Origin of the sequence: Pantoea sp. GbtcB22, assembly GCF_019091025.1 — a bacterium.
In the GTDB taxonomy this organism is placed as follows: domain Bacteria; phylum Pseudomonadota; class Gammaproteobacteria; order Enterobacterales; family Enterobacteriaceae; genus Pantoea; species Pantoea leporis.
This window is the reverse complement of record NZ_JAGXKB010000007.1, coordinates 19,493-33,672: the sequence shown is the minus strand read 5'-3', so window position 1 is coordinate 33,672 and position 14,180 is coordinate 19,493. Positions and strand designations below refer to the sequence as shown.

11 protein-coding genes are annotated in these 14,180 nt (G+C 57.0%); 9 read left to right on the top strand and 2 right to left on the bottom strand.

Translation table 11 applies throughout. The features are described 5' to 3' along the window. Nucleotides 1-95 precede the first annotated feature (95 nt). The 4 genes from KVT28_RS19105 to KVT28_RS19090 are packed head-to-tail and all read left to right on the top strand — an operon-like array spanning nt 96 to nt 3,977. Nucleotides 96-1,535 (top strand): circularly permuted type 2 ATP-grasp protein, encoded by a 1,440-nt coding sequence (locus KVT28_RS19105; protein ID WP_101761811.1) that lies wholly within the window; start codon nt 96-98, stop codon nt 1,533-1,535. After that, nucleotides 1,529-2,458 (top strand): alpha-E domain-containing protein, encoded by a 930-nt coding sequence (locus KVT28_RS19100; RefSeq protein ID WP_101761812.1) that lies wholly within the window; start codon nt 1,529-1,531, stop codon nt 2,456-2,458. Before KVT28_RS19105 ends, KVT28_RS19100 begins: the two co-directional genes overlap by 7 nt. Then, on the top strand, nt 2,455-3,255 hold the full coding sequence (locus KVT28_RS19095) for a transglutaminase family protein (RefSeq protein ID WP_101761813.1): 801 nt from the start codon (nt 2,455-2,457) through the stop codon (nt 3,253-3,255). The genes KVT28_RS19100 and KVT28_RS19095 overlap by 4 nt, the downstream gene beginning before the upstream one ends. 17 nt (nt 3,256-3,272) lie before the next feature. Then, nucleotides 3,273-3,977 carry a proteasome-type protease gene (locus tag KVT28_RS19090; RefSeq protein ID WP_101761814.1) on the top strand — a complete coding sequence of 235 codons (705 nt, stop codon included), beginning with the start codon at nt 3,273-3,275 and terminating at the stop codon, nt 3,975-3,977. Nucleotides 3,978-4,012: 35 nt separating this feature from the next. On the opposite strand, the gene KVT28_RS19085 is transcribed toward KVT28_RS19090, so the two are convergent. Beyond that, nucleotides 4,013-4,633: a response regulator transcription factor gene (locus KVT28_RS19085; RefSeq protein WP_217549690.1), complete on the bottom strand. Its 621-nt coding sequence runs from the start codon at nt 4,631-4,633 to the stop codon at nt 4,013-4,015. 275 nt (nt 4,634-4,908) lie between these two features. Between KVT28_RS19085 and KVT28_RS19080 the strand changes: the two genes are divergently transcribed. From KVT28_RS19080 to KVT28_RS19060, 5 genes are all read left to right on the top strand, one after another. Further along, on the top strand, nt 4,909-6,609 hold the full coding sequence (locus KVT28_RS19080; RefSeq protein ID WP_217549788.1) for a lysophospholipid acyltransferase family protein: 1,701 nt from the start codon (nt 4,909-4,911) through the stop codon (nt 6,607-6,609). A gap of 96 nt (nt 6,610-6,705) precedes the next feature. After that, complete coding sequence (locus tag KVT28_RS19075) at nt 6,706-7,773, top strand: ABC transporter ATP-binding protein (protein WP_217549687.1); 1,068 nt, start codon at nt 6,706-6,708, stop codon at nt 7,771-7,773. 49 nt (nt 7,774-7,822) lie between these two features. Then, complete coding sequence (locus KVT28_RS19070; RefSeq protein WP_225608357.1) at nt 7,823-8,788, top strand: ABC transporter substrate-binding protein; 966 nt, start codon at nt 7,823-7,825, stop codon at nt 8,786-8,788. A gap of 2 nt (nt 8,789-8,790) precedes the next feature. Then, entirely contained in the window at nt 8,791-10,527 is a 1,737-nt protein-coding gene (locus KVT28_RS19065; RefSeq protein WP_217549685.1) for an iron ABC transporter permease, read from the top strand. A gap of 200 nt (nt 10,528-10,727) precedes the next feature. After that, a complete protein-coding gene (locus KVT28_RS19060; RefSeq protein ID WP_217549683.1) occupies nt 10,728-13,571 on the top strand; it encodes a bifunctional diguanylate cyclase/phosphodiesterase in 2,844 nt (947 codons plus the stop codon). A 61-nt stretch (nt 13,572-13,632) separates the two neighbouring features. On the opposite strand, the gene ftnA is transcribed toward KVT28_RS19060, so the two are convergent. Next, nucleotides 13,633-14,139, bottom strand: a complete 507-nt coding sequence (gene ftnA / locus KVT28_RS19055; RefSeq protein ID WP_137386484.1) for a non-heme ferritin — start codon at nt 14,137-14,139, stop codon at nt 13,633-13,635. Nucleotides 14,140-14,180: the final 41 nt, after the last annotated feature.

The window sequence follows — 14,180 nt, the reverse complement described above, 5'->3', positions numbered from 1 at the left end:
TTATGTTGACGCGGCGCGTGTGCCTTACCGGGGCAAGCCTCTGGCACAGTTTGTGCAGGAGAGTGTGAGGTCCTCTGACAAGCGCCGGGTAAATCATGAAAGAAAGCTACCAGATAGCATCACAATTCTATGATGAGATGTGGCTGAGCGATGGCCAACACCGCGCTCACTACCAGCAATACTGGGAATGGTTACAACAGGCGGACAAAGAGGCAGTGGCGCGCAAACGTGAAGAAGCGGAACTGCTGTTTCATCGCGTCGGCATCACCTTTAACGTCTACGGTGATGACGGCGGCGCGGAACGTTTAATTCCTTTCGACAGCGTGCCGCGCATCATTCCTGCCAGCGAGTGGGCGATGCTCGATCGCGGCATTCGCCAACGGGTACAAGCCCTTAACGCCTTCCTGCACGACATCTACCATCAGCAACTGATCCTCAAAGCCGGCATCGTGCCCGCTGAACAGGTGCTGGTGAACGATCAATATCAGCCCTGCATGCAAGGCGTCGATCTGCATCGCCACATCTACGCACACATTGTTGGGGTAGACATGGTGCGCAATAACGACGGCGAATATTACGTTCTCGAGGACAATCTGCGCACGCCGTCTGGCGTCTCCTATATGCTGGAGAACCGCAAGATGATGATGCGCCTCTATCCGGAACTGTTCGCCGGGCAGCACATCGCGCCGGTAGAGCGTTATCCTTCGCATCTGCTGCAAACCCTGCGGGAAAGCTCGCCGGTCAACGATCCGGTGGTGGTGGTGCTGACGCCGGGCCGCTTTAACAGCGCCTACTTCGAGCACAGCTTCCTCGCGCAGCAGATGGGCGTTGAGCTGGTGGAGAGCGCCGATCTGTTCGTCAAAGATGGCGCGGTGATGATGCGTACCACCGCCGGGCCGTGCAAAGTCGATGTGATCTATCGTCGCGTTGATGATGCCTTCCTCGATCCTCTGGCGTTCCGCCCGGATTCGATGCTCGGCGTGCCGGGCTTGTTGTCGGTGTATCGATCCGGCAACGTGGTGCTGGCGAACGCGATCGGCACCGGCGTCGCCGATGATAAATCGATCTATCCCTACGTCCCGGACATGATCCGTTTCTATCTCGATGAGGATCCGATCCTCAATAACGTACCCACCTGGCAATGCCGCAAACCGCAGGATCTCACCTACGTGCTGGCCAACCTGGCGAAAATGGTGGTGAAAGAGGTGCACGGCGCAGGCGGTTACGGCATGTTGATTGGCCCGGTGGCGAGCCAGCAGGAGCTGAGTGATTTCCGTGATCGCCTCAAAGCGCGCCCGGAAAACTACATCGCGCAGGACACGCTATCGCTCTCCACGTGTCCAACCTTTATCGATAACGGCCTCGCGCCGCGCCACATCGATCTGCGCCCGTTTGCGCTGTGCGGCGCGGATATTCGTCTGGTGCCCGGCGGCTTAACCCGCGTGGCGCTGAACGAAGGTTCGCTGGTGGTGAACTCGTCGCAGGGCGGTGGCACCAAGGACACGTGGGTTCTGGAGGATGACGCATCATGCTAAGCCGCACGGCCAGTGGCCTCTATTGGATGGCGCGCTATCTTGAGCGCGCAGAACAACTTGCTCGCGTGTTAGACGTGACCAACCGTTTGTCGTTAATGCCGGTGCGCGGTGACCAGGGCGACGATCTGCTGCTGCCGCTTAATCTCACCGGCACGCGTGAACTGTTTGAAACCCTCAACGGCCGCTTCACCATGCCGCAGCTGTTCAACTTTTTCGCCCTCGACGATCGCAATCCGTGCAGCATTTTCAGCTGCTGGCAGGAGGCGTGGAACAACGCGCATGCGGTGCGCGGCAGTTTGTCGTCGGAAGTGTGGGAGAGCATCAACTCGACGTGGATTGAGATGCGCAATACGCGGCGGCGCGGTATTACCAGCGCCAACGCCGATAGCTTTTTCGATTGGGTGAAAGAGCGCTCGCACCTGTTTCGTGGCGCGATGTTCGGCACCTTGCTGCGCGGTGATGCCATGAGTTTTATCCGCATCGGCACGCTAATGGAGCGCAGCGACGGCACCGCGCGTTTGCTGAGCGTCAATCAGCAACTGCTGGAACAACAGTCCGATTCGGTGCGCGAATATTATCGCCTCGACACCTTGCTGCGCGCGGTGTCGGCGCGTGAAGCCTACAACGCCATCTTTAAGCAGCAGCTGTTGCCGGATCTGGTGAATGAGATGCTGATCCTGCGCAGTGAAAGTCCGCGATCGCTGCACTCCTGTATTGATGAGATCGCTACCCAGCTCGAGCAGATCGGCAGCAGCGGCGAAGATCGTCCGCGTTATCTGATCACCGTGCTGCTGGCGGAAATCAGGTTTAGTACCTGGGAAAGCCTGACCCAGGAAGGGTTAACGCACTGGCTCAATGCATTCCTGACGCGCCTGAACGCGCTGGCAGACAGCATCAATCACACCTATCTGGAGGCGAAATGAGACTGAACATCGAGCACAAAACCCGTTACGCCTACGAGCAGCAGGTGACACTCAGCACCCAGTATCTGCGTTTGACGCCGCAGAATTCGGTGCATCAGCAAATTATCTCGTGGGATTTGGAGCTGCCCTGCGCAGCCACCTGCACGCAGGATGCTTACGGCAACGTGATGCATGTGCTAACGCTGGATACGCCGCATCAGCAGCTTGATATCGCCGCGCGCGGTGTGGTGGAGATCCTTGATGCCGGCGAGTGGGCACCCGATCCGGAGTGTGCCTTGTCGCCGCTGGTGTTTCTGCGTGCCACGCCGCTGACGCTGCCCAATCCTGAGATCCGCGAATTTGCCCAGCGCTACTGGCGGCCGGAAAAGCCGCTTGCCAGCCTGGAAAAGTTGATGGATGAATTGCTGCTGAAGATGCCGTATCGTCCCGGCAGCACCCAGGTAACTGATACCGCCGCGAAAGTATTTGCCGCCGGCAGCGGCGTTTGCCAGGATCACAGCCACGTGTTTCTCGCCTGCTGTCGCACTCTGGGGATTCCGGCGCGCTATGTAAGCGGCTATCTCTATACTGAAAACGTTGAGCACGTCGCCACTCACGCCTGGGTTGAAGCCTGGCTGGATGGCAGTTGGCACAGCTTTGATATCACCAATAATACTCGCAGCACACGCCAGCATTTACGTCTGGCGGTTGGTGTGGATTATCTCGATGCCTGTCCGGTGCGCGGTATGCGGCTGGGCGGCGGCGGTGAAGATATGCTGGCGGTGGCTGCGGTGCTTCAGGTGCATGCGCAGCAGTAATCAGAACAGGCGTAACTATGACTTATTGTGTGGCAATGCGTTTATCGTCAGGGATGATTTTTGTCTCTGATTCGCGGACCAATGCGGGCGTCGATCATATTTCCTCGTTCCGTAAATTGCATGTGTTTCAGGTCGATGATGAACGCACGCTGGTGCTGCAAAGCGCTGGCAATCTGGCTACCACGCAGAGCGTGCTGAGCCTGCTGCGACGGCATAACGGCGATAACGATCAACCTAATTTGCTGAATGGACGATCGCTGTATGACATTGCGCTGATGGTAGGTGAAACGCTGCGCGAGGTGATCAAGCGCGATGGCGAGGAGTTTGGCGGCACGCTGCTGCTGGGGGGACAGATTCGTGGCGAGGAGCCGCGTCTGTTCCAGATCTATCCGCAGGGCAATTTCATCGAAGCCAGCGTTGATACGCCTTATTTCCAGATTGGTGAGAGCAAGTACGGCAAACCGATTATTGATCGCGTGCTGCGCTATGAAACGCCGCTCAGTCAGGCGATGCAGTGTGCGTTGATTTCAATGGATTCCACGTTAGCGAGTAATATTTCGGTGGGATTACCGCTCGATGTGATGGTCTATCGCACCGACAGTTTCAGCGATAGCGAGCAATATCACATCACCGAACAGCATCCCTATTTTTCACAAATTCGTCAGCTGTGGAGCAAAGGATTGTTGAGCGTGTTTTCGCAGCTGCCACCGTTAAAACTCTAATTGAGTGGGGTCGCCATGAATGGCGACCCGATCTTTCACACCAACTCATTCAATTTTGCTGTCATATTAATGCCACTAATCCCTTTTAAACCTAATTTACGCAGGATTTTTATTTTATAGGTACTCACCGTTTTACTACTGAGTTGTAATTGTGAGGCGATCTCTTTATTTGTCATTCCCGACGCCAGTTTCACCAATACCATCAGTTCCCGGCGCGTCAGGCTCATCAATTTTTCACTCTCAATTAACTCGTTTACCTCGGCCGCTTCCTCCGTTACCGGATAAAAACGCTTACCACATTCCACCTCTTTTATTGCGGTAAGGAGAGTGTCTAAATTGCCGCGTTTACACACATAGCCTTCCACGCCTAATTGCAAGCAACATCGTTGATAAAAAAGGCTTTCTGAAGCGGTATAAATAATGATTTTGAGGTCTGGCAACGCGCGCTTGATGTCCGTAATCAACGGAATGCCAGCGCGTCCAGGCATGGTGAGATCGAGCAGTAAAACGTCCGGACGTGTCCTATGCAGCTCGGTAATTAACAGATCGCTTTTATTAGCAGTGCCAGCGATGGCGTAGTGATATGACTGCAGTAATGCCTGAATGCCCGTACAGATTAACGGATGGTCATCAACAATAAATACCGAATGAATCATATGTGTAGCCCAGAGGAAAAAATAAAAAATAAACGCAAAGTTAAAACACCCTTTAACAAACAATTTAACTGGTGTGACCAGATTAATTCACGCTGCTTAACAATAAGCTTTAAGTCATGTCTTGAATTTGGGGTTTTAAGGTGAGTTTTTGTTTTTTATGCGCAAGAACAATGCAAGTGGCTGCTTTTTAGGCTCTCACGACGCTGCAGTCATAAATCTGAAAACAAGCCGTTTTAACGTCGAAGCGATAAACCGCTGCGTGTAAAAGGTGAATGATGTTTTCCGTTGATCAGCTTCTCGATACCTACTGGCCAGGTCATCAACCGGCAAACTGGCAGAAAAGCGCCCTGAAATGGGCCGTTCGCGAACATGAATTCCAGGCGTTTGCCGCCCGCTATCGTCATCTGAAAGGCGTGGATATGGTGGAGCAGGTACTGGAGCATCTTGATGTGCGCTGTGAACTGAGCGAGCGCGATTTGGAGCAGATACCCACGCGTGGCCCGGTGGTGATAGTTGCCAACCATCCACTCGGTGCGCTGGATGGTTTAGCATTGCTGGCGGCGGTTTCGCAGGTGCGACGCGATGTGAAAATTGTTGCCAACCGCATGTTGATGATGCTGGAGCCGATCAACAACATGATGTTGCCGGTGGATAACATGGGCAACCGTACCAGCCGCGAACAGCTAACGCGCATGCAGCAGCATCTCGATAATCAGGGCGTGCTGATTATCTTCCCGGCGGGTGAAGTGTCGCGCCTTTCCAGCCGAGGCGTGCGCGATCGTCACTGGCATCACAGCTTCTTACGCCTCGCGGCCCGCGCTCGCGCGCCCATCGTGCCGGTGCACGTGGTGGGGCGCAACAGCCTGGCATTTTACGCCGCCGCAAAAATTGCCTCGCCGCTCGCGTTACTGATGCTGGTACGCGAAATGTTTCGTCAGCGCGGTTCGCGCATTAAGTTGCACATCGGCGAACAGATCCCGTTTGCCAACTGGCATGATGGCCACACGCCGGGCAAAGAGCTGGCGAAGCGGCTGCGCAAACATCTGTATCGCATTGGTCAGGGACGACGCGGCTTGTTTCAGACCGAAGCGGCGATTGCGCGGCCGGAAGATCGCGCCGAACTGAAAAAAGCGCTGATGGAGAGCGAGCGACTCGGCACGCTGCCGGATGGCAAGCAGATCTACCTGTGGCGACGCAACGGTGTCAGCTGGGTGCCGCTGCTGCGTGAGCTCGGGCGCTTACGGGAAGTGGCATTCCGCGCGGTGGGTGAGGGCAGCGGGCGTCGTCGCGACCTCGATAAATACGATGACGATTACTATCACCTGATTCTGTGGGACGACGATGCGCTGGAGATCGTCGGCGCCTATCGCTTTATTCCGGGCGCCGAGCAGCTGGAGCGTCGTGGGCTGGAAGGCATCTACAGCGACAGCCTGTTCCACTACGACGAGCGCATGTTGCCGATCATCAACCAAGGTCTGGAGCTGGGCCGCAGTTTTATTCAGCCCGCCTATTGGGGCAAACGCGGCCTCGATTATCTGTGGATGGGCATTGGTGCCTACATCGCTAAATATCCCGAAACCCGCTACTTATTTGGTCCGGTCTCGATCTCGGGCGGCATGCCGCTGGCGGCGCGCGATCTGCTGGTGGCGTTCTATCGTCTCTATTTCCCTACCGAACTGCCGCTGGCGACTTCACGCCGCCCTTATCCAGCCTCGTTACCGGAAGTGCTGGCGCAGTTCAGCGGCGATAATTACAGCGAAGATTTACGCCGGTTGAAACATCTGCTGGCGAATCTCGGCACCGCCATTCCCACGCTCTACAAGCAATATTCCGAGGTGTGCGAGCCGGGTGGCGTGCAGTTTATCGATTTCGGCAGCGATCCCGATTTCAATAACTGTATTGATGGCTTAGTGCTGGTGGATCTCACGCGGGTGAAGCCCGCGCGTTATGAGCGTTATATCGGCATGCATCTGTGAATCGGTCGCGATGAATGGCGACCAGCCTCAATGTCATGGAATCGTCATCACAGTGTCGTAGGGTCTTAGCCGGACGGTTAGCGAAAGGCCAGAAACATGGCATCAATCACACTGCGCGGGCTGCGCAAATCCTTTGCGGCGCAGCCGGTATTGCAAGACATCTCGCTGCAGATTGCGCAGGGAGAATTTATCGCCGTATTGGGCCCGTCAGGCTGCGGCAAAACCACCTTGCTGCGCCTGCTGGCCGGTTTTGAAACCGCCGATGCCGGAGAGATCCACGTGGGCGAACGCTGCTTCGCTGCGCCGGGCGTGCATCTGCCGCCGGAAGATCGTCAGCTTGGCGTGGTGTTCCAGAGCTACGCACTATGGCCGCATATGACGGTGGCGGAAAATGTTTCCTACAGTCTGAAAGTGAACGGCGTCGCGCGTGCCGAGCGCGAGCGCCGCACGCAGCAGGCGCTGGAGCTGGTGGGATTGGAAGCGTTCGCCGCCCGTCGTCCCGCCGATCTCTCCGGCGGTCAGCGTCAGCGCGTGGCGCTGGCGCGCTGTTTAGTGGCGCAACCGACCTTAGTTCTGCTCGATGAGCCGCTCGCCAACCTCGATGTCCACCTGCGCGCCACCATGGAAGAGGAGTTCCGCCGCTTCCATCATCACAGTCACGCCACCTTGCTCTACATTACCCACGATCAGCATGAAGCGATGGCGCTGGCCGATCGCATCGTGGTGATGGATGCCGGCCGTGTGATGCAGTTCGCCACGCCGCAAACGCTGTGGCGCGAACCGGCGAACGCCATGGTCGCGCGCTTTATTGACGACGGCAAAGTGCTGCCGATCAGCGATATCGAACCGCTCGGCGAGGGCCGCGCTTATGCCACGCTGTGCGGTATGCGCGTGTCGTTACGCTGCGCGCCGCATCAGCGTCCGCAGCCGCAGGCGCAAGCCAGTTTTCACGCAGTCGATTTCCACTTAGCCGCGCCGGGCGAACCACAGTTTGCCGCGCGCGTGCAGCGGGTGATCTACCGCGGCGGCCACCATCAGCTCAACGTGACGCCGCTGGCCGCGCCCGAATGCAGCATCACGCTGCTGCTGGCCGATCAGCCTTTACCCGTTGTCGACGCCACTGTGGGGGTGGCGCTGCGTGACGGCTGGATTCTTCCTTATTAACCTCTTCAACCTTCAGGGAAATGCTATGCGTACGACGTTAAACGTGTTGATGTTAGCCAGTGGATTCGTGATCTCTGCCGCCAGCTTTGCCGACGAGGCGCCAGCAGGGAAATTGGTGGTTTATACCTCGCAGGCACCCGAAATTGCCCAGCAAACCATGGATGCGTTTAAAGCCGCCTATCCCAATGTGCAGGTCGAGTGGACGCGCAACGGCACCACGCAGTTAATGAACGTGCTGCGCACCGAAATGATGAGCGGCGAAGCCAAGCCGGATGTGCTGCTGATTGCCGACGCCATCAACCTCGGCGCGCTGAAAAACGAAAACCATCTCTACAGCTACAGCGATGCGCCGCTTAGCCACATCAATCCATCGTTTTACGACAAAGACAAAACCTTCTTCGGCACCAAAATCATCGCCACGGTAATTGCCTACAACACCCAGCATGCGCAGCCGATTGATAGCTGGAACGCGCTGGCGGTGGAAGCCAACAAAGGGCAGATTGCGGTACCAAGCCCGCTTTACTCCGGCGCGGCGCTCTACAAGCTGCACACCGATATCAACACGCCGTCGATTGGCTGGAGCTTCTATAAAAAGTTGGCGGCCATCGGCATCGCGCCGCAGGGCGGCAACGGCCCGGCGCTGAAGGCGGTCGCCAGCGGGCTGGATAAGTACGGCATCATCACCGACGCCGACGTGATTCTGGCGAAGAAAAAGGGTTCACCGGTGGATCTGGTCTATCCCAAAGAGGGCGTGTCGTATGTCACCGAACCGGTTGCCATCATGAAAACCGCGCACAACCTGCCGGCCGCCAAAGCCTTCGTTAACTTTATGCTTTCCGAGCCAGGCCAGAAGCTGGTGGTCGAGCAGGGCAACCGTCCGGTGGATGATCGTGTCTCAGCACCGGCAGGTTTCACGCCGATCAATAAAATCAAGCTGCTGTCGCCGGACGTGGCGAAAGCGATCAAAGAAGATGCGGCAGTGCGCGATCGGTTCAGCGCGCTGTTTGGTGGCTAAGCATGAGCGTGTTGAGCAACGAATGGCGCAATGTGACGCGCAAAGCGCCGCGCGTTAACAGCGAACGGCTGATTCTGGCGCTGCTGGTGCTGCTGATTGGTTTGCTGTCGGTGGCGCCGCTGATGCGGCTGGTGTGGACCGCCATTGCGCCCAGCGGCGTGCCGGATATCGCACGCTTAACGCGCCTGCTGGCGAGCGATCGCGTGTTGATCGCCAGCGGCAATACGTTGCTCATCGCGCTCAGTTCTACTCTGATTTCCGTGGTGCTCGGCACTGCCGCTGCGTGGCTGGTGGCGCTTAGCGATCTGCGCGCCAAAACCGCGTGGGTGTTTGCGTTTATCCTGCCGCTGATGATTCCGCCGCAGGTGACGGCGCTGGCCTGGCTGCAGGCGCTGGCTCCGAGCAGTCCGCTGGCGCTGCTGTTCGCCACGCTTGAGTTGCCGTGGTTTGCGCCCGGCGAGCAGCCGCTCTACTCCTTAACCGGCATTGTGCTGCTGCTCGGCACGCACAATGCGCCGTTGGTGTTCCTCACCGTGCGCGCCGGTTTGCGCCGCTTGCCCGCCGACTTGGTGGAAGCGGCCCAGGCCAGCGGTGCGTCACGCGCGCGCATCCTGTTCACCATTGTGCTGCCGCTGGCGCGCCCGGCAATTTTTGCCGGTGCCGCGCTGACCTTCGTTGCGGCGGCGGGCAACTTCGGTATTCAGGCGATGCTGGGGATTCCGGCGCGCGTGCCAACGCTGATCACGCTGGTGTATCAGCAGTTGAATGGCATTGGTCCGAGCGCGCTGCCAAACACCGCGGTGTATGCGTTATTGATTGCGGTAATTACGCTAGCGGGCATGGCGGCCAGCGCCTGGTTGGGCGGACGCCATGATGTGCGCGTCAACGGTGCACCGCGCCTGTGGCAGCAATCGCTGGGGCGCGGGCGTATGGCGGTTGAGGGCGTCGCCTGGCTGTGGATGGCGCTGACCTTACTGTTGCCGCTCAGCGCGCTGTTGATCACCGCGCTCACCAGCGGTTTTGGCCAGGCGCTGAGCTGGCAAACGCTGACGCTGGAGAACTTCTGCGCCGCGTTGTGGGGTTATCCGGCGGTGCGACAGGCGTTTCTCACCAGCCTCGGATTGACCACGCTGGCGGCGCTGATTTTAACGGTTTGCGCGCTGTTTCTCGCCTATTTCCTCAGCTGGCGGCGAACCAAATTAGTGCGCGGTTTGTGGCTGGCGAGTGAACTGACTTACGCGCTGCCGGGCATTGTCACCGGCGTAGCGGCGATGCTGTTCTTCCTGCGTCCGCTGCCGATCGTCAATGTCTCGCTGTATGGCACTGTGTGGATCATCCTTGCCGCCTATCTGGCGAACTTCCTCGCGCTGGTGCTGCGCCCAACGCTGGCCGGATTCGCCCAGTTGGAACCGGCATTAGATGAAGCGGCACGTTTGTGCGGCGCCGGTTTTCTGCGCCGCATGCGCGACATCTTATTGCCACTGGCGGCACCTTCGGCGCTGGCGGGCAGCGTGCTGGTGTTTCTCACCGCGCTGAATGAAATCCAGGTTTCGGTGCTGCTGGTCACCTCGCAAACGCAAACCATCGGACCGACCATCGTATTCCTTGATGAAGGCGGATCCGCGTCGCTGGCGGCGGCGGTGGGCTGCCTGATGATTGTGGTGGTTTGCTTATTAATGGCGGTTGCCACACGCCTGACGCGACGCTTGCCGCACGGCATTTTACCGTGGCAAGCGTAACGCCAGCCTGCCGTCAACGTATGATGATTTGTGAAGTATCCTACTGAACATTTTCTCGCCACTGCCGATAACTTACCTACCAACATTTGTCTGCGGATGAATAGCGCTTGTCAGCGCTGCGTATTTGCGCTTAAGTCTGCTTGATAATTAAGAATTTTCTTAAGTTTCGACGATACCAGCCCAGCAATAGGCGAATAACAATGAATAATAACTCTGACGTCATGTACCGACTTTTGGTACAGAGCGTGGTGGATTACGCCATTTACATGCTCAAACCCGATGGCACGGTGGCGAACTGGAATAGCGGCGCGCAGCGCGCCAAAGGTTACACGCCCGATGAAATCGTAGGGAAGAATTTTGCGCTGTTCTACAGCGAAGACGATCGTAAAAACGGCGCGCCACAGCGCGGACTGGCGACCGCGACAGCAAACGGGCGCTTTGAAACCGAAGGCTGGCGTTACCGTAAAGATGGCAGCGCGTTTTGGGCGCATGTGGTGATCGACGCTATCCGCGATGAGTTTGGTGAGCTGCTGGGTTTTGCCAAAATCACCCGTGACTGCACCGAGCAGCAAGAGCAGCAGCGCAAACAGCGCGAGCAGGAACAGCGCTTTCGCATGCTGGTGGAAGGCGTCAGTGATTACGCCATCTATATGCTCGATTTGGACGGCAACGTGGAAAACTGGAACGTAGGCGCACAGCGCGCGAAAGGCTACGTTGCCGAAGAGATTGTTGGACAGCACTTCTCACGCTTCTACAGCGCCCAGGATCGTAAAAACCATATCCCGGAAAAAAACCTCACCACCGCCTTCAAAACCGGTCGTTTCGAAGACGAAGGCTACCGGTACCGCAAAGATGGCAGCGCGTTTTGGGCACATGTCATCATTGACGCAATCCGTGATGATGCCGGCAAGCTGATTGGCTACGCCAAAATCACCCGCGACTGCACCGAACAACAGGCGCTGCTGCGTAAACAACACGAGCAGGAGAAGAACTTCCGTCTGCTGGTGGAAGGCGTGCGCGATTACGCCATCTATATGCTGGATGTGCAGGGCCGCGTGGTGAACTGGAACAACGGTGCACAGCGCGCTAAAGGTTATCTGGCTGACGAGATTGTCGGTCAGCACTTCTCGGTGTTTTACAGTTCAGCGGAACGTCATGCCAATGCGCCCGAAGCTAACCTCGGCATTGCGTTGAAAACCGGGCGTTTTGAAGATGAAGGCTGGCGCTACCGCAAAGATGGCTCGGCATTTTGGGCCCACGTTGTTATCGAAGCGATTCATGATGAAAGCGGCAAACTGATCGGTTTCGCCAAAATTACCCGCGATATCACCGAACGGCGTGAGAACGAGCAGCAGCTGCTGCGCGCACGGGATCTGGCGCAGTCGCAGAGCGCGAAAATGTCGGAGCTGTCGGGTTTTCTCGACACCATCATCAGCAATATTCCCTCGTGCGTGATCGTTGAAGATGCCATCAGCCGTGAAATCCTGATGGTGAATGACAAAGCTGAGCAGCTGTTTGGCATTAACAAAGCGCTGATCATGCACAAGCGCCCGCACGAATGTATGTCGGCGGAGCTGGGTGATTACTTCAACAGCCTGGCGGATGTGGCGCTGCGCAGCGAAGGCATCCACTCGCGCGAACAGCTGCTGCTGACGGCGGGCGGCGAGCGCATTCTGCATACGCGTGCCACCACCATCAGCGGCAAAGATATGCGTCAGAACTACGTGATGCTGATTGTCGAGGACGTGACCGATCAGCGCGAAGCCGATGCGCGTATTCGTCATATGGCGCATCACGACAATCTCACCAGCCTGCCGAATCGCGTGCTGTTCCGCCAGAAGCTGAGTGAAGCGCTGCGCGTCGATAGTCAGAACCACCAGGTCAGCGCCACGCTGTGTCTCGATCTTGATAACTTCAAAAACGTCAACGATGCGCTCGGCCACCAGATTGGTGATGACCTGCTGCGCGTGGTCGCGAAACGCCTGCGCAGCGCGCTGCGCGATCACGATACGCTGGCGCGCATTGGCGGCGATGAGTTTGCCATCGTGTTACCCAATGTTCGTGCTGCCGATGAAGCAGCGGTGGTGGCGCAGCGGCTGATCGAGGCGATTCGTCCGCCGATCAACGTTGAAGGGCATAATCTGTCGGTGGGCTTGAGCGTTGGCATCGCGCTCACCTCGCAGGCCACCAACACGCCGGAGCATATGCTGCGCTGCGCCGATATGGCGCTGTACGAAGCCAAACGTAATGGCCGCAATCGCTTCGAACACTTCACCATTGAGATGGACAATCAGGCGCGCAGCCGTCGCGTGATTGAGAACGATCTGCGTGATGCGATTTCTGGTCGTCAGCTCAAGCTTTACTATCAGCCGATTACCAACGAGCAGGGCATCATCGGCTATGAAGCGCTAATGCGCTGGCATCACCCGATCAAAGGGCTGATCATGCCGAACGATTTCATCCCGATCGCTGAAGAGACCGGTTTGATTCACATGCTCGGCGCTTATGCGCTGTATGAAGCCTGCCGCGAAGCGCAGAGCTGGAACACCGAACAATCGGTGTCGGTGAACCTGTCGCCGCTGCAGTTTAAGAACAGCTCGCTGGTGTCGGTGGTGGAAGGTGCGCTGCGGGAATCCGGGCTGGCGCCGCATCGGCTGGAAGTGGAGATCACCGAATCGGTGCTGCTGGACGATACGCTCGGTAATATCCGCACCTTGCAGAGTTTGAAAACGCTTGGCGTGCAGATTGCGCTGGATGATTTCGGCACCGGCTACTCGTCGCTCAGCTATTTGCGTTCGTTCCCGTTCGACAAAATCAAAATCGATAAGTCGTTCATCAACGATATGGGCGACAGCCGCGAGGCGCTGGCGATTATCCGCGCCATTACCGGCATGAGCCGCAGCCTCGATATTCAAATTACCGCTGAAGGCGTGGAGAACGGCGAGCAGTTTGCGAAGCTGCGCGAAGAGGGGTGTACGCTATTCCAGGGCTATTTCTTTGGCCGTCCGCAGCCGTCGGAGTTGCGGTTGAAAGAGTTGGAATAGGCATAAAAAAACGCCCGACATGTCGGGCGTTCTCAATTTTTGCTGTGTGTAATCTTTATTATTATGCGCCGTGGCCGTCGACGGACATGTGGCCGAGATCTTTGTCCACCAGGAACAGGCCTTCGCCTTTGTTGCCGACCATCGCCAGTTTATCCAGCACGGTTTTGAACAGCTTCTCTTCTTCATGCTGCTCGGCAACGTACCACTGCAGGAAGTTGAACGTTGAGTAATCCTGGGTGGTTAAGGCGGTGTGCACCAGCTCGTTGATTTTTTTGGTAATCAGCTGCTCATGTTTCAGCGCTTCTTCCAGCACGTCGTTGAGTGAATTCCAGCTAATCGCCGGCGCCGCAATGCTGCCCAGTACCGGCAAAGCGCCGGCATCGCTGACGTAATCGAACAGCTTCTGCATGTGCTGCATCTCTTCGCGAGAATGCATTTTCAGGAATGAGGCGGCACCTTCATAGCCTTTATCGCAGCACCAGGCGCTCATCTGCAGATAGAGGTTGGCAGAGAAGAATTCGAGGTTCAGTTGGTCGTTTAAACGCGAGGTCATTTCAGCAGTTAACATGGCTGAGTCCTTTTTAATTTGTCAGGTGAAGTACGGCGAAT